Origin of the sequence: Mesorhizobium sp. M1143 (assembly GCF_040318435.1) — a bacterium.
GTDB lineage: Bacteria > Pseudomonadota > Alphaproteobacteria > Rhizobiales > Rhizobiaceae > Mesorhizobium.
The window spans coordinates 1-21306 of the sequence record NZ_JAMYMJ010000051.1; the positions used below are offsets into that span (position 1 = coordinate 1).

At 64.1% G+C, this 21306-nt stretch carries 16 protein-coding genes and 2 pseudogenes; 10 read left to right on the plus strand and 8 right to left on the minus strand.

Annotated features, from left to right (window positions below; all coding sequences use genetic code 11):
• Nucleotides 1-220 precede the first annotated feature (220 nt).
• Genes NKH35_RS25575 through NKH35_RS25585 form a run of 3 tightly spaced genes read left to right on the plus strand, consistent with a single transcriptional unit; the run spans nt 221 to nt 3653 of the window.
• On the plus strand, nt 221-1168 hold the full coding sequence (locus NKH35_RS25575) for an ABC transporter permease (RefSeq protein WP_023725623.1): 948 nt from the start codon (nt 221-223) through the stop codon (nt 1166-1168).
• On the plus strand, nt 1165-2034 hold the full coding sequence (locus NKH35_RS25580; RefSeq protein WP_023733741.1) for an ABC transporter permease: 870 nt from the start codon (nt 1165-1167) through the stop codon (nt 2032-2034). The genes NKH35_RS25575 and NKH35_RS25580 overlap by 4 nt, the downstream gene beginning before the upstream one ends.
• Complete coding sequence (locus tag NKH35_RS25585) at nt 2031-3653, plus strand: ABC transporter ATP-binding protein (protein ID WP_023733742.1); 1623 nt, start codon at nt 2031-2033, stop codon at nt 3651-3653. Before NKH35_RS25580 ends, NKH35_RS25585 begins: the two co-directional genes overlap by 4 nt.
• Before the next feature lie 115 nt (nt 3654-3768).
• On the opposite strand, the gene NKH35_RS25590 is transcribed toward NKH35_RS25585, so the two are convergent.
• Nucleotides 3769-4200: a TerB family tellurite resistance protein gene (locus NKH35_RS25590; RefSeq protein WP_023691035.1), complete on the minus strand. Its 432-nt coding sequence runs from the start codon at nt 4198-4200 to the stop codon at nt 3769-3771.
• 195 nt (nt 4201-4395) lie between these two features.
• On the opposite strand from NKH35_RS25590, the gene NKH35_RS25595 reads away from it, so the two are divergent.
• The 3 genes and pseudogenes from NKH35_RS25595 to NKH35_RS25605 form a co-directional block, all read left to right on the plus strand.
• A complete protein-coding gene (locus NKH35_RS25595) occupies nt 4396-5181 on the plus strand; it encodes a TSUP family transporter (protein WP_023733743.1) in 786 nt (261 codons plus the stop codon).
• Nucleotides 5182-5233: 52 nt separating this feature from the next.
• Nucleotides 5234-5404, plus strand: a complete 171-nt coding sequence (locus NKH35_RS25600; RefSeq protein ID WP_023670429.1) for a hypothetical protein — start codon at nt 5234-5236, stop codon at nt 5402-5404.
• Nucleotides 5405-5503: 99 nt separating this feature from the next.
• Nucleotides 5504-5722 (plus strand): annotated as a pseudogene (locus NKH35_RS25605) (AraC family transcriptional regulator); the annotation flags it as partial.
• A 107-nt stretch (nt 5723-5829) separates the two neighbouring features.
• Here NKH35_RS25605 and NKH35_RS25610 read toward each other — a convergent pair.
• Together NKH35_RS25610 and NKH35_RS25615 are read right to left on the minus strand one after the other, a co-directional pair.
• Complete coding sequence (locus NKH35_RS25610) at nt 5830-7305, minus strand: cobyric acid synthase (protein ID WP_352916806.1); 1476 nt, start codon at nt 7303-7305, stop codon at nt 5830-5832.
• 2 nt (nt 7306-7307) lie between these two features.
• The gene (locus NKH35_RS25615) at nt 7308-7916 is read right to left on the minus strand and encodes a dimethylsulfonioproprionate lyase family protein (RefSeq protein WP_023733746.1); all 609 of its coding nucleotides are present in this window, start codon (nt 7914-7916) and stop codon (nt 7308-7310) included.
• Nucleotides 7917-8062: 146 nt separating this feature from the next.
• On the opposite strand from NKH35_RS25615, the gene NKH35_RS25620 reads away from it, so the two are divergent.
• Nucleotides 8063-9229 carry an isobutyryl-CoA dehydrogenase gene (locus NKH35_RS25620; RefSeq protein WP_023733747.1) on the plus strand — a complete coding sequence of 389 codons (1167 nt, stop codon included), beginning with the start codon at nt 8063-8065 and terminating at the stop codon, nt 9227-9229.
• 20 nt (nt 9230-9249) lie between these two features.
• The gene (gene mmsB, locus NKH35_RS25625; RefSeq protein ID WP_488439188.1) at nt 9250-10137 is read left to right on the plus strand and encodes a 3-hydroxyisobutyrate dehydrogenase; all 888 of its coding nucleotides are present in this window, start codon (nt 9250-9252) and stop codon (nt 10135-10137) included.
• A 425-nt stretch (nt 10138-10562) separates the two neighbouring features.
• Here mmsB and NKH35_RS25630 read toward each other — a convergent pair whose 3' ends face one another.
• The 5 genes and pseudogenes from NKH35_RS25630 to NKH35_RS25650 form a co-directional block, all read right to left on the minus strand.
• Nucleotides 10563-11942 carry an aspartate aminotransferase family protein gene (locus NKH35_RS25630; protein ID WP_023733749.1) on the minus strand — a complete coding sequence of 460 codons (1380 nt, stop codon included), beginning with the start codon at nt 11940-11942 and terminating at the stop codon, nt 10563-10565.
• Nucleotides 11943-11994: 52 nt separating this feature from the next.
• Nucleotides 11995-12117, minus strand: coding sequence for a hypothetical protein (locus tag NKH35_RS25635; RefSeq protein WP_023670422.1), 123 nt, complete (start codon nt 12115-12117; stop codon nt 11995-11997).
• A 32-nt stretch (nt 12118-12149) separates the two neighbouring features.
• On the minus strand, nt 12150-14219 hold the full coding sequence (locus NKH35_RS25640) for a prolyl oligopeptidase family serine peptidase (RefSeq protein ID WP_352916809.1): 2070 nt from the start codon (nt 14217-14219) through the stop codon (nt 12150-12152).
• 97 nt (nt 14220-14316) lie between these two features.
• Nucleotides 14317-15477: an MFS transporter gene (locus NKH35_RS25645; protein ID WP_502906997.1), complete on the minus strand. Its 1161-nt coding sequence runs from the start codon at nt 15475-15477 to the stop codon at nt 14317-14319.
• A 141-nt stretch (nt 15478-15618) separates the two neighbouring features.
• Nucleotides 15619-16794: pseudogene (locus tag NKH35_RS25650) on the minus strand (MFS transporter).
• Nucleotides 16795-17065: 271 nt separating this feature from the next.
• On the opposite strand from NKH35_RS25650, the gene NKH35_RS25655 reads away from it, so the two are divergent.
• A complete protein-coding gene (locus NKH35_RS25655) occupies nt 17066-18643 on the plus strand; it encodes a trimethylamine methyltransferase family protein (protein WP_352916813.1) in 1578 nt (525 codons plus the stop codon).
• A gap of 73 nt (nt 18644-18716) precedes the next feature.
• Nucleotides 18717-21287: a GcvT family protein gene (locus NKH35_RS25660; protein ID WP_352916815.1), complete on the plus strand. Its 2571-nt coding sequence runs from the start codon at nt 18717-18719 to the stop codon at nt 21285-21287.
• Nucleotides 21288-21306 lie beyond the last annotated feature (19 nt).

The following is a 21306-nucleotide window of genomic DNA, read 5'->3' on the forward strand; positions in this document are numbered from 1 at the left end:
CGTCCCCCCGGCGCCCCCCCCCCCCCCGCGCCGGCCCCCCCGGGGGGGGGGGGGGGGGGGGGGCGCCCGCCCGCCCCCCCCACGCCACGGGGCTTGCCCCCCACAACCCCCCCCCCCCCCCCCCCCCCCCCCCCCCCGGGTCCGGTAGGACAGAGGGGGGTGTGACAGAACGCTGCCTTTGCTCAGTCATCGCACTTGGCAACGCACCATTCCCGCCGCAATGACCGCCTACCTCCTCAAACGCCTCGCCATCGCGATCGCAACCTTGATCCTGGCGTCGATGGTCGTCTTCGCCGTGCTCGAAGTCCTGCCCGGCGATCCGGCGCGGCTGATGCTTGGCCTCAACGCCAGCGCCGAGCAGGTCGAACTCCTGCGCAACCAGATGGGCCTCAACGCGCCGCTTCTCCTGCGCTACCTCCACTGGGTCGGCGGTCTGCTCAGCCTCGATTTCGGCCGCTCCTACACTTATTCGGTGCCGGTCATCGACCTTGTCCGCGAGCGCATGGCGGTTTCCCTGCCGCTGGCGCTGATCGCGCTGACGCTGTCCACCATCATTGCCATTCCGGTCGGGCTCTATTCCGCCAGTCGGCGCGGCCGCGCCGGTGACACGATTGCCATGGGCGCCGCGCAGCTCGGCGTCGCCGTGCCGAACTTCTGGTTCGCGCTGATGCTGATCTACCTCTTTGCCGTCTGGTTGCGGCTGGTGCCGGCCGGCGGCTTTCCCGGCTGGAGCGCCGGCGCCTGGCCGGCGCTGAAATCGCTGCTGCTGCCGGCCATCGCCCTCGCTCTGCCGCAGGCCGCGATCCTGGCGCGCGTTGCCCGCTCCGCGCTGCTCGAGGTGCTGAACGAGGATTATATCCGCACCGCCCGCGCCAAGGGCCTGCCCTATCGCGCCGTACTATGGCGGCACGCGCTGCGCAACGCGATGATCCCGGTTCTGACCATTCTGGGCCTGCAATTCGCCTTCCTGCTCGCCGGCACCATCATCATCGAGAACGTCTTTTATCTGCCTGGTCTGGGACGGCTGGTGTTCCAGGCGATCACTCAGCGCGACCTGATCGTGGTGGAAAGCATCGTCATGCTGCTGGTCGTCGCCGTCATTGCCGTTAACCTCGTCGTCGACGTCTCCTATGCCATCGTCGATCCGCGCCTTCGAGGCCGGCAATGACGCTGCACATCGACATCCCGCAGGAGACGTTGGGCAGCATTCTGGCCAAGGCCTTCCGCAACCGCTCCTTCCTCATCGGCTTCGCCATCACGGTGCTGGTGGCTGCAATAGCGGTCATCTCCTATGTCTGGACGCCCTACGACGTGACCAAACTGGTGATCTCGGACAAGACGCTGGCGCCCTCTGCGGCGCACTGGTTCGGCACCGATCATTTCGGCCGCGACATCCTGTCGATGATCATGGTCGGCGCCCGCAACTCGATTGCCGTGGCGCTGGTCGCGGTCGGCATCGGCATGGGCGTCGGCGTGCCGCTCGGCGCCTTCGCCGCGGCGCGCGGCGGGTTGGTCGACGAGGCGCTGATGCGGCTGAACGACCTCGTCTTCGCCTTCCCGGCGCTGCTGTCGGCGATCATGATCACCGCCATCTTCGGACCGGGCGCAATCAACGCCATCATCGCCATCGGCATCTTCAACATCCCGGTGTTTGCGCGCGTCGCCCGGGCCGGTGCGCTGGCGATCTGGCCGCGCGAATTCATCCTCGCCGCGCGCGCCGCCGGCAAGAGCAAGACGCAGATTACAATCGAGCACGTGCTGCCCAACATCGCCACGCTGCTTCTGGTGCAAGGCACCATCCAGTTCGCGCTCGGCATTTTGGCCGAAGCCGGCCTCTCCTATGTCGGACTCGGCGCCCAGCCGCCAATGCCGAGCTGGGGCCGCATGCTGTTCGACGCTCAGACGCGCATGGTGGTGGCGCCTTGGATGGCCATCTTCCCCGGCATGGCCATCGTCGTCACGGTGCTTGGGCTCAATCTGCTCGGCGACGGCATCGCCGACATACTCGACCCGAAATCGCGGCGGCAGCGATGAGCCTGCTGCAGATGGAGAACCTGTCGCTGGCCATCGGCGACACGCCGATCCTGAAAGGGGTCGACCTCTCCGTCGCGCCCGGCGAGGTGATGGGGCTGGTCGGCGAATCCGGCTCGGGCAAATCGATGACGGCGCTGACCATCATGCAGCTTCTGCCGCATGCTGCGCGCGCCACCGGCCGCGTGACCTTCGACGGCATCGATATTCTGGCCGCAACCGAGGACCAGATGTGCGCGCTGCGCGGCGACGACATCGGCATGGTGTTCCAGGAACCTATGACGGCGCTTAACCCGGTCAAGACGATCGGCGAGCAGGTCGCTGAAGGCATACGCTGGCACACCAGGGCAAGCCGCGCGGAAGCCGAAGACCGGGCGCGCAAAATGCTCGACCGCGTCGGCCTGCCCGAGGCCAAATTCCCGCTGTCGCGCTATCCGCACGAACTGTCGGGCGGCCAGCGCCAGCGCGTCGTCATCGCCATTGCCTGCGCATTGAAACCCAAGCTGCTCATCGCCGACGAGCCGACCACGGCGCTCGACGTGGTGCTGCAGGCGCAGATCCTCGACCTCTTGCGCGGCCTTGTCAGCGAAAACCGCATGGGCCTGCTGTTGATCTCGCACGATCTCGCGGTCGTCACCGAAATGACCGACCGCATCACCATTCTGCGCCATGGCGAGGTGATGGAAGCCGGCGACACCGCACGCACGCTGTCGGAACAGCTGCATCCCTACACGCGCCAGCTGGCGCTGGCCTCCATGCACGTGCCCGCCCGCGCCAAGGTTCACGCCGCCGGCCAGGGCAAACCGCTGCTTGAGGTCGAAGGCGTGACACGGGACTATCCGGGCCGGCGCACCTCCCTGTTCAAGTCAGCGTCTCCGATCCGCGCCGTCGACGACGTGTCCTTGTCGCTGGCGCCGGGCCAATCGGTGGCGCTGGTCGGCCGCTCCGGCTGCGGCAAGTCAACGCTTGCCCGCATGATCCTGGCGCTCGACAAATCGACATCGGGAACGATCCGCTTTCGCGGCGAGACCATCACCGGCAAAAGCGAGGCGGAGCTCAAAGCCGCGCGGCGCGACATGCAGGTGGTGTTCCAGGATCCCTACGGCTCTTTCGACCCGCGCCAGAAGGTCGAGAAACTGGTCGCCGAGCCGCTGCATGTACTGGAAAAGAAGCCGACACCGGCCGAGCGGCGCGAGATGGTGGCGCATGCGCTGCACGAGGTCGGCCTCGGCGTCAGCGACATGGACAAATATCCGCATGAGTTTTCCGGCGGCCAGCGCCAGCGCCTGTCGATCGCCCGCGCCATCATCACAAGGCCGAAGCTGGTCGTCGCCGACGAGCCGGTCTCGGCGCTCGACGTGTCGATCCGCGCCCAGATCCTCGATCTGTTCGCAGAGCTCAACCAGAAGCTCGGCATCGGCTATCTCTTCATCACTCACGATTTGACCGTCGCCCGCGCCATCACCGATGAGGTGCTGGTCATGCATGACGGCAGGATCGTCGAGCGCGGCAAGACCGGCGACGTGCTCGATCATCCGCAGTCGGAGGCGGCCAGGGCGCTGGTCGCGGCTGCGCCCGATCTGCATCGGGCGATCGCTCACCGTATGCAGGAACAGGGGTGAGTGACCGGTTCGCGCAGCGAATTCATCGTGCCAGTGGCACGATGAAAGGTCACGAACGCTGGGACGCTGCGAAGCAGCGGGGACCCGGCCGGGCGGCCGTTGCCCCTGGTCTGCCTCACTCCTCCGGCTTCACCACATCGACCGGGCTGATGTCGAGCAAATCGAGCGTGCGGCGCAACAGCCGCACTTCGCTCTCGGCCAGTTTGGAATCGGCTTTGGCGATCTCCGCCATGTGGAGCGCCAGCAACTTGCGCCGTTCGACATCGAGATCGCGGAACAGCGCCATGGCTTGCGAACCGTTGGTCTCGTAGCCGAAATCATTGAGATATTCGATGACCGCGTCGATGCTGGTTTCCGGGATGCCGAAGGCGTCCTTGCAGATGCGCCGGAAGGCGACCATTTCGCTCTCCGAAACCGAGCCGTCGGCCAGGATCATGCGAAACAGCATCAAGAGTTCCGCCGACAGCACGGGGTCGTCGGCAACCTTGCGCACGCCGGGGTCACCATCGAAGATCGAGCGTATCTGGTCGAGCAATGCCATCGCCAACAGTATCCCTTTTCCGAGTCCGCCCAGTGCATATGACCCAAAATTGCCCAGCGGTATTGGGATAATGACATGCACCACAGGAAATCCAAGCGCAACGCGCTTGGATGGACGTAGCGCGGAATCGGCCTTGCGCAAACCAGATGGCCATGAGAAGGCGCGGCATCACCTTTCCCGCCGGAATGTTCAGAAATCCCGATGCTCGACCTCGCTACCCACACCGTCATCATGCTTGCCTTGGCCGCCTTTGCAGCCGGCTTTGTCGATTCGATAGCCGGCGGCGGCGGGCTGATCACCATCCCGGCCCTGCTGCTTGCCGGATTCCCGCCGGTCGCAGCACTTGGAACCAACAAGCTGCAGGGCATTTTCGGCACCGCTTCGGCGACCATCCACTATGCCAGGAATGGCCGTGTCGATCTGCGTCGACAGCTGCCATCGGCGCTTCTGGCCCTTACCGGCAGTGCCGTCGGCGCCTTGCTGGCGGCATTCGTGCCAGGTGATCTCCTGCGGGCGCTGCTGCCGCTGCTTTTGATCGCCATCGCGATCTACTTCGCCGTGAAACCCAACATGAACGATGTCGACCGCGCCGAGCGCCTGTCGCCCTTCCTGTTCGGGCTGATCATCGCCCCTTTGGTCGGCTTCTATGACGGGCTGTTCGGGCCGGGAGCCGGCTCCTTCTATATGCTGGCCTTCGTCAGCCTTGCCGGCTTCGGCGTGCTCAAGGCTACGGCACACACCAAGCTGCTCAATTTCGCCTCCAACATCGGCGGCTTCATCGTCTTTGCCGTCGCCGGCGTCGTCTACTGGAAGATCGGGCTGATGATGGGCGTCGCCCAGTTCCTCGGCGCCCGGCTCGGCGCCAGCCTTGCCATCCGCATCGGCGCCCGGCTGATCAAGCCGCTGCTGGTGATCATCTGCCTGGCTCTGGCGGTGAAGCTGCTGGCCGACCCGGCGAACCCATTGCGCCAGCTGATTGGTGTATAAGCCTCACGCCTGATAGAGTGCCGTTGTACGAATCATGTTGGAGGGACCACACATGAATCTTAGTGCACCCACTCAGCTTGTTTTCATCATATCCCTTGTCATCGCCATCATCGGCGTGCTCGCCGCGCTTGGCGTTCTTGCGTTCATTCCTCTGGCTGCGGTGTGGATTGTCCTCATCGCATACATCGTGCTTGCCGCCGCCTGCCTGATGCGCGGCGCCTAGGCGCCCGCGACTTCTGCAATTCGAAGCGCCCGGTCAAAAGCCGGGCGCTTTTGCTTTGGATGCATGGTCCGTTAGGCTCTTCCGCGCGGAAGGATGACCATGTCCGGCGAGACGGAGCGCCACGATCAACAGCACCGCCCGGTAGCCGACCGGTTCGAGATGGTGCGGCGCGCGCCGGGCCTGCGGCTGCAGAACGCGGTCACCGACATTTGTGGCTATCGCGAAACGGCGCCCGGCCATTTTCGCAATGTCGAATACGCCTCGCTCACCGTCCCGCTGGTGATCAGTTTCGCAGAATCCTTCGCCATCGGCCTTGGTCCTTCAGCGCCGCGTCGAAGGTCGGCGAAAGCGCCCGAACTTCGACATCCACGGAGTGGAAACGAAGCGGACGCGCAGACCCGAGGATGACGAAACGGTGGATGGTCCTACCTTGCTAACCCAAAAATCGCATCGCACTCAAGATGGCGCTCCATCTCGGTGGCGATCTCGTCCAGCGCTTTTTCCACCTCCGCGCGATAGTCGATGCCGCCGCCTTTCACGCCGAGGCTTTCCAGGAATCTCGCCCGGAAAGCGTCGGCGGAAAACAGGCCGTGCAGATAGGTGCCAAAAACCTTGCCATCGGCGGAAATGGCACCGTCGTCGGTCCCGTTGATCACAGCCGACGGCCGCGCCATGTCCGGCCCGGTGGTGCGGCCGAGATGAATTTCGTAGCCCTCGAGCGCGAGGCCGAACGGCACCGAGCGGGCGCTGACATTGCGCACCGTCTTTTCCGGCTCCATCACCGTCTCGATGTCGAGCAGACCAAGACCTTCGGCCTCGGTGACGCTGCCCTCGATGCCATCGGGATCGCGCACCAGGCGGCCGAGCATCTGGAAACCGCCGCAAATGCCGACGATATGGCTGCCGCGTTTGCGGTGGGCGAGGAGATCGCGATCCCAGCCATTCTCGCGGAACTTCATGAGATCGCCGATCGTCGATTTGGAACCGGGAATGACCACCAGGCCGGCATCCTCCGGCAAGCGCTGCCCCGGCGGCACAAACACCACTTCGACCTGCGGTTCGGCCTTGAGCGGGTCGAGGTCGTCGAAATTGGCGATGCGGCCAAGCATCGGCACGGCGACCTTCAACGCCCGCTTCTCGCCCGACGTCAGGCGTTCGAGCACGACCGAATCCTCGGACGGCAATCGCGCCGCCGCCTTCAGCCACGGCACGACGCCAAAGCAGCGCCAGCCGGTGAAGCTTTCGATCGACCGGATGCCGTCGTCGAACAGCGAGACATCGCCGCGGAACTTGTTGATGAGGTAGCCGACGATCATGCGCCTGTCTTCCTCCGGTAGGATCAGATGCGTGCCGGCGACCGAAGCGATGACGCCACCGCGGTCGATGTCGCCGACCAGAATCACCGGCACGTCGGCGCGTGTGGCAAAGCCCATATTGGCGATGTCGCGGCTGCGCAGGTTGATTTCGGCCGGCGATCCGGCGCCCTCGACGATGACCAGATCGGCGCCCTCACCGACCTTCGTCCAGGACTCCAGCACGGCGTCCATCAGCCCCGCTTTCATTGTCTGGTAGTCGCGCGCTCGCGCGTCGCCGAACACCTTGCCTTGCACGATCACCTGCGAACCGATATCGCTCTGGGGTTTGAGCAGCACCGGATTCATATGCACGGTCGGCTGAACACCACACGCCAGCGCTTGCAGCCATTGCCCACGGCCAATCTCGCCGCCGCCGGGGCGGTTGTCGCCCGGAATGTCGGCGACGGCGGCATTGTTCGACATGTTCTGCGGCTTGAACGGCCTGACTTTCAGCCCGCGATTCCTGGCCGCGCGGCAGAGCCCCGCTACCAGCACCGTCTTGCCGACATCCGAACCCGTGCCTTGCAGCATGATCGCCTTGGCCATGCTCAGCCCCTGCCCTGCGCGCCGGAAACGGTCGACTTCTGCGACAGCGGCCCGCCGCGCCAGATGTAGAGCGCCAGCAACGGTTCGCTGCCGGTGCGCATGGCATGGCTGACATTGGAGGCGTGATGGATAATTTCGCCCGCCTGGCGGATGTGAAAGCCGCCCTCGCCCATGCGCCATTCGGTGCCGCCGGTCAGCGGAATGTAGATCTCCTCGGCAATGTGATGATGGTCGGGATAGGTGATGCCGGGTCCCAGGATCAGCAATCCGGCCGCGACCTCTTCATTGGCGAAATGGCCGCGCGTGCCAAACACCTCCAGCCAGCCGTATTTCTGCAAGAACGCTTCACCAAAATCGCTCGCGTTGTAGGTCTGCCCCCAGCACAGATCGTCACGACGCTCCGCCAGCAGTTGCACCAGAGGCTGCGGGTCCGGCGGCGCCAGTTCGACAATGCGGTCGAGCAGACCAAGGCAAGGCAGCGGATGCGCTTCGAGCACGCGCACCGTCATATTCCAGCCGATCCGGGTCACGGCGTCCCGCACCAGCGCGTTGTCCACGCCCCGGAGATAGGCATGGAAGCGGTCGAGCAATTCGTCGAAATATGTCGGCACGCAATGCTCCGTTGATCCCATGCACAGCGGCTGCGCGGCGAGCCGGGTTGCGCGGCGGCATCATTGGTCTAGATTGAGCGGCGCGCAAAGCCAAAAACAACAGGCCAGCAAGCCAACCCCAGCTGGGGAACCACAGGGAGCACGCCATGGACGCCGCGGTCGATGCGAGCACCAGTCAGTTCGAGCTCAACGAGGAACAGCGCGCCATCCAGGAGATGGCACAGGCCTTCGCCGCCGATCGCGTTGCGCCCAATGCGCTCGAATGGGACCGGGCAAGACACTTTCCCGCCGATGTAATCCGCGAGACCGGCCCGCTTGGCCTTGGCGGCATCTATGTCAGGGATGATGTCGGCGGCTCGGCGCTCGGCCGGCTCGACGCCGTGCTGATCTTCGAGGCACTGTCGCACGCCGATCCGGCGTTTTCCTCCTTCATCTCGATCCACAATATGGCGGCGTCGATGATCGACCGCTTCGGCGACGACGAGCAGCGCCAACGCTTCCTGCCGAAGCTGACCTCGATGGAATGGCTGGCGAGCTATTGCCTGACCGAGCCGGGCTCAGGCTCGGATGCCGCGGCTCTGAAGACGCGCGCGGTGAAGAGCGGCGACGACTATGTGCTTAACGGCGCCAAGCAGTTCATCTCCGGGGCCGGCGACAGCGACCTCTATGTCGTCATGGCGCGCACCGGCGCCGACGGGCCGAAAGGCATTTCCACCTTCGTTGTATCAAAGGATGCGCCCGGCCTGTCCTTCGGCGCCAACGAGCACAAGATGGGCTGGCACATGCAGTCGACCCGCCAGGTGATCTTCGAGGACTGCAAGGTGCCGGCCGCAAACCTGCTGTCGGGCGAAGGCGCCGGTTTCGGCATCGCAATGGCCGGGCTTGATGGCGGCCGCCTCAACATCGCTGCCTGTTCGCTCGGCGGCGCGCAATCTGCGCTCGACAAGGCGCTGTCCTATACCGCCGAGCGCAAGGCTTTCGGCTCGAAGATCAACCAGTTCCAGGCGCTGCAGTTCAGGTTGGCCGACATGGAGACCGAATTGCAGGCAGCGCGGATCTTTCTCTACGCCGCCGCCTCGAAGCTAGACCGCAAGGCGCCGGACGCCGGCAAATGGTCGGCCATGGCCAAGCGCTTCGTCACCGACATCGGCTTCAACGTCGCCAACGAGGCGCTGCAGCTGCATGGCGGCTACGGCTATCTCCATGATTGCGGCATCGAAAAACTGGTGCGCGACCTGCGCGTCCACCAGATCCTCGAAGGCACCAACGAGATCATGCGCGTGATCATCGCGCGGGCGTTGATCGGACGCTGACGGCAACAATTCAGGAGAGATTGATGACCACCATCGCCTTCATTGGTCTCGGCAATATGGGCAACCCGATGGCTGCCAATCTCGTCAAGGCGGGGCATGCGGTGCACGGCTTTGACCTGATGCCGGAAAACCTCACCGTCGCCCACGAGCATGGCGTCATTGTCATGGCGAATGCCGTGGCGGCGGTGAAAGACGCCGATGTCGTGATCACCATGCTTCCCGCCGGCAAGCACGTGCTCTCGGTCTACGAGGACATCGCATCCAAGGCCAAACCAGGCGCCCTGTTCATTGATTCCTCGACCATCGATGTCGAGTCGGCCCGCAAGGCGCATGCCGTAGCAAGGAAGCAAGGGCTGCATTCGATCGACGCCCCCGTCTCCGGCGGCACCGGCGGTGCTGCTGCGGGAACGCTAACCTTCATGGCCGGCGGCGCCAAGGATGCCTTCGCTAAGGCCGAACCGGTCCTGAAGCCGATGGCAGGCCGCATCGTCCATTGCGGCGACGACGGCGCCGGTCAGGCAGCCAAAATCTGCAACAACATGATGCTCGGCATTTCGATGATCGGCGTCGCAGAGGCCTTCGTGCTGGCCGAAAAGCTCGGCCTCTCGCATCAGGCCCTGTTCGACGTCGCCTCGACCTCGTCGGGCCAGTGCTGGTCGCTGACCACCTATTGCCCGGTGCCAGGTCCCGTGCCGGCATCGCCGGCCAACCGCGACTACAAGCCGGGCTTTGCCGCGGCACTCATGCTGAAGGACCTGAAACTGGCGCAGGAAGCCGCCCAAAGCGCCGGCGCGGTGACGCCGATGGGGGCCGAAGCGGCCCAGCTTTATGCGCTGTTCAACGCCCAGGGAAATGGCGGCGACGATTTTTCCGGCATCATAAATTTCCTTCGCGGCAGTTCTCTATAAGTTTCGAATTTGGCAGCGCTTTTCTCGATTTTTATTGCGCGGAAAAATTGCAAATTTAGATTTGCTTAAGCTCTCGATAACCCGGCGGTAACGATGTGCCTATATAACGGATGGCGAGGCGGACATATCGCATCCGCCCGGCGCTCCGGATCAGGTCTCGCGTACCGGAGCCCGTAAGTTTCGCAAGTGTATGGTTGGCGAAATGCCATGCGTATCTGGCAAAGCCGCGTTCCCATGGAGCGCGGTTTTTGCGTTTTGCAGTACTATACTGCTCGGTCCAAATTATTATTCCGATTGCAGCGTTCGGAATTGCCTCATGGTCTTCATTGACCAGCACGATCGGTGCGCTGACCCCGTCGACCCTGACGATAAGCAGGCGCACAGTCCGGGCGCCCTGTTTGCAAGGCGCCCGGCGCTCGTTCCATCTACTTCTTGCGCAAATCCGCTTGCGCCAGATCCAGCGCTTTGGCGATGCGATCGCAAGCCATGTCGATCGTCGCGCGGGTCCAGATCAGCGGCGGCGACAGGATCATCGTGTCGCCGGTGGCGCGCAGCATCAGGCCTTGCGCGATGGCGTGGTCGCGGACGGTGACGGCGGCACTGCCCGCCGGCAGGAAGCGCTCCTTGGTCGCCTTGTCCTTGACGATCTCAACCGCGCCCATCAGCCCGATCGATCGCACCTCGCCGACCAGTTCGTGGCCGGCAATGCGCTCCTGCAGCGCCTGGGCGAAGTAAGGTCCAGTGTCGTTCCTGACCCTGTCGACTAGGCCTTCTCGCTCCATGATCTCGAGATTCTTCAGCGCCACCGCGCAGGCCACCGGGTGACCCGAATAGGTATAGCCGTGGTAGAATTCGCCGCCCTTTTCGACCAGCGTCGCCGCGATACGGTCGCCGACCAGCAGCGCCGACAGCGGCTGATAGCCCGAGGTCAGTGCCTTGGCCGTGGTGATGGTGTCCGGCTCGATGCCGAAGGTCTGCGCCGCAAACCATTCGCCGGTGCGGCCATAGCCGGTGATGACCTCGTCCAGCATCAAAAGCACATCGTATTTGCGGCAGATGCGCTGCACTTCCGGCCAATAGCTCATCGGCGGTATTTTCACCCCGCCCGCTCCCATCACCGGCTCGCCGATGAAGGCGGCGACCTTGTCGGCGCCGGCCTCCAGAATGGCATCCTCGACCGCCTTGGCCGCGCGCAGGCCGAAATCATGGTCGCTTTCGCCAGGCAGCGCCAACTCATAGGCATAGGGCATCATCACATGGACGATGTTGGGAACCGCCCCGCCGAGTTGCTTGTGCATCAAATCCATGCCGCCGAGCGACGTGCCGGCGACGGTCGAGCCGTGATAGGCCGACTTGCGCGAGATGATGCGGTTCTTCTCCGGCTTGCCTTCCAGCACCCAATAGTGGCGCACGAGCCGCAGCGCCGTGTCGTTGGCCTCCGAGCCGGAGGAGCCGTAGAAAACCTGGCTGATGCCCTTGGGCGCCAGCTCGGCCAGCTTCTTCGACAGCAGCACGGGCGTCGGCGTCGAGCATTTGAAGAAGGAATTGTAGTAGGGCAATTCCTTCATCTGCGCGTAAGCGGCGTCGGCCAGCTCGTCGCGGCCATAGCCGACATTGACGCACCACAGCCCGGCCATGCCGTCGAGTATTTCGGTGCCATCGGCATCGTAGATGAACGGGCCGTTGGCGTGGGTGATGATGCGCGAGCCGGTCTCGCGCAATTCCCTGTGGTCGGTGAAGGGATGCAGATGATGCGCGGCGTCAATCTGCTGAAGCTGCTTCAGCGAATAGTTCTGGTAAGTCATGGGTTTGCTCTTTCCTCTGGAATCAAACCGGCAAGCTGCCGGGGCGACTTCGTCAGAGGACGGCGGGCGGCGAATAGCCGATGCGGGCGCACAGCCTGAGCAGTTCGGCGCGCAGCGTGCGCGGCGACGGTGTCACCGCGACCCCGAAGGCGCCGGATGTGCTCATGTAGACCATGGCGGCAGTCTATGCCGCCCGAGGCCCGGAATTCAAGCGGTGCCGCTCAATACCCTTTGCAGGAACACGTATTTCATGGCGGTTTGCGCCGCTTGCGGCCGGCGGTCGCCGCGTCCGCCATGGCCGCCTTCCGTCTCCTCGAAGAACAACGTCTTGCCGTGACCTGCTTCCTGCAGCTTCGCCGCCATCTTGCGGGCGTGGCCGGGATGGACGCGGTCGTCGGCGGTCGATGTCGTGAGCAGCACCCGGGGATAGACGGCATCGGCCGAGACATGATGGTACGGCGAATAGGCGGCGAGCCACTTGGCTTCTTCCGGTTTTGCCGGATCGCCATATTCGCCGATCCACGAGGCGCCTGGCGGCAGTTCGGTATAGCGCAGCATGTCGAGCAGCGGCACCTCGATGATGACGGCGCCGAACAGTTCGGGATGCTGCGTCAGGGAAACGCCGGTAAGCAGGCCGCCATTCGAGCCGCCCTGGATGCCGAGGGAAGCAGCCGTGGCTATGCCGCGCCTGACGACGTCCTGCGCCACCGCGGCGAAATCGTCGAAGGCAGTCTGGCGATTGCCCTTCAGCGCGGCCTGATGCCAGGCCGGCCCGAACTCGCCGCCACCGCGGATGCAGGCCTGCACATAGGCGTTGCCCTTTTCCAGCCACAGCCTGCCGCGCACGCCGGCATAGCCGGGCAGCAGCGGTATTTCGAAGCCGCCATAACCATAGAGAAGCGCCGGTACCGGACCCTTCTGGTCGCGCCGCCTGACGACGAAATACGGGATCATGGTGCCGTCCTTCGAGCGCGCCTCGAACTGTTCCGAGACCAGCGGCGCGGCGTCGAACCGCGCCGGCTGCGATTTCACGGTGGCCAGCGTCACCCCGTCATCGTCCGACCAGATGATCGAACTCGGCGTCAGGAAATCGGTGAAGGAGAAGGAGACGCTGGAACCGAAATGCTCGGCATGCGCGATGCCGACATTGCCGTTCTCGGGCAGCGCCACCGGCTTCAGCGACCAGCGGTCGCCGCTGCGCTCGGCGACAACGACCTTGCCGCGCACATTGTCCATCAGATTGATGAACAGCCGGTCCTGAGTGCGGGCAATGCCGGCGACCGAAACACGGTGCGCTGGCGCGAGCATGGTTTCAACAGGGTCCAGGTCGCCGGTGTCGATCCAGTGTTCGAAATCGAAGGAATAGAGGCCGTCCGGCAAGCACTCAGTGCCGCCCGGCGCCGTCCATGGGCTGCGCACCCCGAACACGAACCGGCCCTTGAACAGCGCGGTGTCGGTGACATCGTCCGGCAGCGGGATGCGCCGGTTTTCGCCCGACGGCAGGCGCAGAAAACTGTGCGAGGAGAAGAAGGCGATCGTGCGGGCCAGAAACAAATACTGCCTGTCGCCATCATGGTCGACCCCCGCGCCGGCCGCGAGATCCTGCTTCTCGGCCTCGAAGATCGGCGTCGCCTCCTCCAACCGGGTGCCGCGCTTCCACAGTTTGACGACGCGCGGATAACCGGACTGGGTCTTGTCGTCTTCATTGAAGGCAGCCGAGACAATGACCGTGTCCTTGTCCAGCCAGGAAAAGCCGGATTTCGAGGCGGGAGCGCGGAAGCCGCCCTCGATGAATGATTTGGTCTCGATGTCGAATTCGCGCATCTCGCTGGCATCGCCGCCATCCGGCGACATCGCCACCAGGCAAAGGTTGAAATCGGGGTAAAGGCGGCTGGCGCCGCTGAACACCCACTTCACCCCCTCCTTGGCCGACAGCACGTCGAAGTCGATGATCGTCTCCCACACAGGCTTCTCGGTCTTGTAGGAAGCGACCGTCGTGCGGCGCCAGAGGCCGAGCACATTGGTCTTGTCCTGCCAGAAATTATAGACTTGGCCGTTGAGCGCGGCACCGACCGCAATGTTGTCCTCGGCCGTCATCAGGTCGAGCGCCGTCTCGAAGGCCGCCTGGTAGGACGGATCGCCCTGTAGTTCGGCCACGGTGATCTCGTTCTGGCGATGCACCCAGTCGAGCGATTCCTTGCTGGTCCGGTCCTCCAGCCAGAGGAACTTGTCCTCCACGGTGGCATCCGTCTGGCGTTTTGTCGTCGATTGGGTCACGCATGGTCTCCAGGCTAGTGGCGGGCAGCCCTGCCTACATCGCGTTGCAAGCGGTTCTATTCAAGATGGTACGTCAGGTCATCGGGGGAATGCGGCCTCAAACCATCCGCCGGCGCAGGACCGTGGCCACAGCCAGTGCCAGACAAATCGTGCCCAGCGTGATCGGCAGGCCGGAGGCGCCGATCACATCCATGACGCCACCCGCCAGCGGCGGCCCCACGAGGCCGCCGACGCCCCACATCAGGGAGAAGGCGGCATTGCCGGCGACCAGCGCCGAGCCGGTAAAGCGCTCGCCGAGCTCGATGATCGACATGGTGTAGATGCCATAGGAGACCGCGCCCCAGATAAAGACGCAAGGCCAGATCAGCGGCGTCTCGATGAGCAGCGGCAACAGGGCGCAGCCCAGCACCGTCACCACGACGCAGATGAATCGCACCAGCCGCGCCGTCAGCCGTTCCGCCAGAAAGCCGAGCGGCACCTGCATGGCGATGTTGCCTGCGATCATCACCGACAGCAGCGCCGACATGCGCGCTTCCGCGATGCCATAGTGCGTGCCGTAGACCGGCAGCAGCGCCAGCACGCCCTGTTCGAAACCGGCGGCAACGACCACCGCCGACAGCATTAGCCATGCCAGGGGCATGAAGCCCATGACCGAAACCCTGTGCCCGGCTTCGTCAACCTTCGGCAGTCGCGGCAGCACCGCCGCCAGGCAGGCGCCGCAAAAGATGAAGGCGGCGATCCCCACCAGGAATGGCGGCCATCCCACGGTGCCGACAGCGAGCAGGCAGAGCGGCCCGGCAGCGAAGCCGGCCGAGATGATGGTTGAATAGACACCCATGACGCGACCGCGGCGCGATGGCGGCGCCAGTGCAATGACCCAGATTTCGCTCAAGACATAGAGCGGATTGGTCACCACCCCGATCAGGAAGCGCAGCGGAAACCACAGATAGACATTCTGCGTCCACCCGATCAGCGCCAGAACGATCGCCGAAAGCGCCGCGCAGGTAAGCGCGGTGCGCCCTGCCCCGAACCGGCGCGCCAGTGCCGGGATCAGCGGCGACGAGACAATGAAGCCGATCGGCGTCATTGCCGCCGAGAGCCCGATGATGGCCGGCGAAACGCCCTGGCGTTGCAGGATGAAGCTCAGCAGCGGATAGGACAGGCCTTGCGCGATGGCGAACACCGAGACGGTCGCGATCACGCCGCTGATCGCCGCCCACTGCATCTTCTCGTTGTCAGCTTCCGCCAGGTTCACCATTGGCACCTAAACCAGGTTCAGGACTAGCTTTTCTGTCCGACGCGGGTAAGCCCCGCCCCGGGGAAAACCGTTTGCTCCAGACAAGGCCTGTCAGGAGTTTTTGGCCTGTCAGGAGTTTTGGGCGTCAGGAGTTTTGGGCCGTCAGGAGTTTTGGCGCTTGAACGATCGGTAGAGCGCGAAGCTCACCAGCAGCGCGTCGAGTCCGGCGATCACCACCGGCAGGCCGAGCGGACCGATGACCTGCATCAGCGCACCGGCGCCGGGCGGGCCGACAATGCCGCCGGCGCCCCACATCAAGGCAAAGGCGGCGTTACCGGCGACCAGCACGGTTCCCCTGAAGCGGCTGCCGAGCTCCACCAGCGCCATGGTGTAGACGCCGTAGCCTACAGCGCCCATGACGAGAAGGACGAGCCAGATCGCCGGCGTCGTGATCAGCAACGGCAGCAAAACCGCGCAGGCCGTTGTCGCCAACGCACAGAAGATGATCATCGCCCGCCCGCCGAAACGCTCGGCCAGCAGGCCGAGCGGGATTTGCAGGAAGATGTTTCCCAGCGACAGTGCCATCACCAGGGCCGCCAGCGTCCTTTCGGGCAAGCCATAGGCAGCACCGAAGACCGGCATCAAAGCGTAGGTGCCCTGCTGGACCGCCGCCGAAACCAGCACGGCAAACAACAGCGCCGGCGCCAGCCTGGCGAAACCGAAAAAGCCGCCGGGCAATTGGCCGTCATCCTCGAAGCCGGCGAGGCTTGACGAAACAGCACGAAGGATCGCGGCGCACAGGATGAAGCCGGCCATGCCGATCAGGAAAGGAACCCAGCCCGATATCCCTACCGCGTCAGGACCAAAGGCCCCGCAGCATAGCCAGCGCCCAGCACGGTGTTGAATGCCCCCATCACCCTGCCGCGGCGCGACGGCGGCGCCAGCGACAGCGCCCATACTTCGCCCAGGATATAGAGCGGGTTGATGACGATACCGATGATGAAGCGGATGACGAACCAGCCCACCCAGTCCTGCAGGTAGCCGATGCCGAGGAAGCACAGCGCCCCAATCAATGAGCAACCCACAGCCAGGTTGCGCGCGCCGACCAGCCGAACGGCTGCCGGCACGAACGACGCCGAAAGGATCAGACCAAGCGGCATCATCGCTGCCGACAAGCCGATCAGCGCCGGCGACATGCCTTGCTTCTGCATCAGCAGCGTAAACAGCGGCGAGCTCAGCCCTTGCGCCGCACCGAACATCGCGAGGGCGGCAGTTACGCCGGCAAGCGCCGCCCATTGCGTCCCCCGCTTCGCCATCGCTCGAACCGGTCGCAGCCATGATGCCTTCCACATGAACTGCCGGTCCATCCAGCGGCAAACCACTGAGCTAGCGGTTCGATTTAGGGAAAGGAAGGGCCGCGCCTGAAATCCCGTTGCGCCAAGAGCCGCAGTGGGCGCGTCCTGTCCGCCAATCTCCGGCAAGGTTGTCAGCTATCGGACTGCCGTTCGGGCATGTCGCTTCCCTCGTCCTAGTGGTCGCCGCCTCCGCAATGGCCGGACAGCCGCCGGTCCATTATGCCGCCCGCTACCAGCATCGTACGAGGACCATCATGACCGCCGCCCTGCACCCAGCCGAACCGCCTTTGGCAACCGACCGCGCCCGTCGCGGTGGCCGTGCGGGCAAGCGCGCCGGCGGCTCGGCCGCCTTCGAACAGCCGGCTTTTCGGCAACTGAGAAATCCGCTGACGCCGACCAAGCTGGTCTCTGACGACGAGCTGGAATCGATCCACCTCGCCTCGCTGCGCGTCTTGAGGGAAATAGGCGTCGACGTGCTGCATGACGAAGCGCGCCGCATCATGAAGGAAAATGGCGCTGATGTCCGCGAGGGCATTGAGCGCGTGCGCTTCGACAGCGACATGATCCTCGATCTCATCTCCAAATGCCCGTCGGAATTCACGCTCCATGCCCGCAACCCGGCGCACAATGTGCGCTTCGGCGGCAACAATGTGATCCTGTCGATGATGGCGTCGGCACCGAACTGCTCCGACCTCGATCGCGGCCGCCGTCCGGGCAACCAGCAGGACTACCGCAACTTCCTGCGTCTGGCGCAGATGCACAACATCCTGAACTGCACCGGCGGTTATCCGGTCGAGCCGACCGACATCCATCCTTCCGTGCGCCACCTCGAATGCATCCGCGACCTCGCCACGCTGACCGACAAGGTGTTCCACATCTATTCGCTCGGCAAGGAGCGCAATGTCGACGGCATCGAGATCGCCAGGATCGCCCGCGGCATCAGCCATGAGCAGATGCTCGAAGAGCCGTCCGTCTTCACCATCATCAACACCAATTCGCCGCTGAAACTGGATGTGCCGATGATGGAAGGCATCATCCAGATGTCGAGCAAGGGTCAGGTCGTCGTCATCACGCCCTTCACCCTGTCCGGCGCGATGGCGCCGGTGACCATCGCCGGTGCGCTGGTGCAGCAAAATGCCGAGGCGCTGTCCGGCATCGCCTTTGCCCAGATGGTGAGAAAGGGCGCGCCGGTTGGCTATGGCGGCTTCACCTCGAATGTCGACATGAAGTCAGGCTCGCCGGCCTTCGGCACGCCTGAATATATGAAGGCGCAGCTTGTCGGCGGCCAGCTTGCCCGCCGTTACAAGATCCCCTACCGCACCTCCAATACCTGCGCCGCCAACACGGTCGACGCGCAGGCAGCCTATGAAAGCGTGTTCTCGCTGTGGGGCGCCATCCAGGGCGGCGGCAATCTGATGATGCACGGCGCCGGCTGGCTCGAAGGTGGCCTGCGCTGTTCCTACGAGAAGACCATCCTGGACATCGACCTGTTGCAGATGGTGGCCGAGTTCCTCACCCCGCTCGACCTGTCCGACGAAGCGCTCGGCTTCGACGCCATCCAGTCGGTCGGCCCCGGCGGCCATTTCTTCGGCACCCAGCACACGCAGGACCGCTACAAGACAGCCTTCTACTCGCCCATCCTCTCCGACTGGCGCAATTTCGAGACCTGGGCCGAAGCCGGATCGCCGACCGCGCTGGAAAAGGCCAACAAGGTCTGGAAGGAGCGGCTGGCATCCTACGAGGAACCTTATATGGACCCGGCGATCCGCGAAGAGCTCAACGACTTCGTCGAAAAGCGCACGGCCGAAGGCGGCGCGCCGACCGATTTTTGATCGGCAAGCAACTGGCGGCATCCTGCCAACCGACACACCTGATTCAATTTACGCAAAAACGGACCTATCTCTCATGAAATCTCATGTAAAAGCGGTTGTCATTGGCGGCGGCGTCGTTGGCTGCTCGGTGCTCTATCACCTGGCCAAGGCCGGCTGGACCGACATCATGCTGATCGAGCGTTCCGAGCTCACCTCCGGCTCGTCCTGGCACGCAGCCGGCGGCTTCCACACGCTGAACGGCGATCCCAACGTCGCCAAGCTGCAGGCCTATACGGTGCAGCTCTACAAGGAGATCGAGGAAATCTCCGGCCAGTCCTGCTCGCTGCATCTGACCGGCGGCGTGATGATGGCCGATACGCCCGAGCGCATGGATTTTCTGCGCCTGGCCCACGCCAAGGGCCGCTATCTCGGCATGGACACCGAACTGATCACGCCCTCCGAAGCCAAGGCGATGTTCCCGCTGATGGACGAGACCAATTTCGTCGGCGCCATGTGGGATCCGGTCGAAGGCCATCTCGATCCCTCCGGCACGACGATCGCCTACTCCAAGGCGGCCAAGAAGCTAGGCGCCGAGATCGTGCTGCGCAACCGCGTCGTCGAACTGACGCAGGAAGTTGACGGCACCTGGAACGTCGTCACCGAACAGGGCACCGTCCACGCCGAGCATGTCGTCAACTGCGGCGGCCTGTGGGCGCGCGAGATCGGCCGCATGGTCGGCGTCGAACTGCCGGTGCTGGCCATGGAGCACATGTACCTGCTCACCGAGCCGATGCCCGAGGTCGAGGAATTCAACAAATCGACCGGCCGCGAGATGATCGGCGTGCTCGACTTCAAGGGCGAGATCTACACCCGCCAAGAGCGCAACGTCATCCTGCTCGGCACCTATGAAAAAGCCTGCAAACCCTGGTCGCCGGTCAATACGCCGTGGGATTTCGGCCATGAACTGCTGCCGCCCGACCTCGACCGCATCGCGCCGTCGCTGGAGATCGGCTTCAAGCATTTCCCCGGCATCGAGAAAGCCGGCATCAAGCAGATCATCAACGGCCCCTTCACCTTCGCGCTCGACGGAAATCCGCTGGTCGGGCCGGTGCAGGGCCTGACCAATTTCTGGTGCGCCTGCGCCGTCATGGCCGGCTTCAGCCAGGGCGGCGGCGTCGGCCTCGCGCTGTCCAACTGGATGGTGCATGGCGATCCCGGCTTCGACGTCTGGGGCATGGATGTCGCCCGCTTCGGCGAGTGGGCCGGCCTGCGCTACACCAACGCAAAGGTGCGCGAAAACTATTCGCGCCGCTTCTCCATCCGCTTCCCCAATGAAGAGCTGCCGGCTGCGCGCCCTGCACAAACCACCCCGCTCTATGACACGATGCTCGCCAACAACGCCGTAATGGGCGATAGCTGGGGCCTGGAGACCCCGCTGTGGTTCGCGCCGAAGGGCAAGGAGCCGAAGGACGTCGTCTCCTTCCACCGCTCAAACGATTTCGGTCCTATCGGCGAGGAAGTGCGCGCCACGCGCGAACGCGTCGGCGTCACCGAAATCGCCAACTTCGCCAAATACGAAGTGTCGGGACCTGCGGCTGAGGATTTCCTCAACCGGCTGATGACCAACCGCATGCCGAAGATCGGCCGCATCGTGCTGACGCCGATGATCAACGAGTTCGGCAAGCTGATCGGCGACTTCACCATCGCCAAGGCAGGCGAAGACAGATTTATGATCTGGGGTTCGTCCGCCGCGCAGAAGTACCACATGCGCTGGTTCGAAAAGCACCTGCCGAAGGATGGTTCGGTGCGCATCCACCGCTTCGATCAGACGCTCGTCGGCCTGTCGATCGCCGGGCCGAAATCGCGCGATCTCTTGCAGAAGCTGGTCGATGTCGACATCTCGACCAAGGCGTTTCGCTTCATGGATTTCCGCGAAATGGCGGTCGGGGGCGCGCCCTGCATGGTCAACCGCATCACCTATACCGGTGATCTCGGCTATGAAATCTGGATGGCGCCGGCCTATGAGCGTCTGGTCTACAAGGCCATCAAGGACGCCGGCGAGGAGTTCGGCCTCGTCGATTTCGGCATGCGCGCTTTGCTCTCCATGCGCCTGGAGAAGAACTTCCCGACCTGGTACCGCGAGCTGCGGCCGATCTACGGCCCGTTCGAAGGCGGGATGGACCGCTTCATCAAGCTGGAGAAGAACGACTTCATCGGCCGCGAGGCCGCCGCCAAGGAACAGGCGGAAGGACCGAAACTGCGCCGTGTCTCCTTCATCATCGATGCGGCCGACGCCGATGTCATGGGCGACGAGCCGATCTGGGCCAAGGTCGGCAAGGACTATGGCACGGTGGAAAAGCCGCATGGCTATGGCGCGCCGCGCTTCGACATGGCGGGCAAGGAAGTGCGTGGCTCGAAGGCTGCCGAAGGCGCTTCCGCCGTGCGCGGCATCGTCGACGGCGACTGGCGCGTGGTCGGCTGGGTCACCTCGGGCGGTTACGCGCACTATGTGCAGAAATCGATGGCGCAGGGCTATGTGCCGGCGGCACTCGCCGAGGACGAAAGTGCCGGACTGTTCGAGATCGAGATCCTCGGCCACCGGCGTCCGGCGCGTATCAATGTCGAGGCGCCCTTCGACCCCAGCGGCGAGAAGATGCGGACCTGAAAAGGCGACAGGGAGCGTG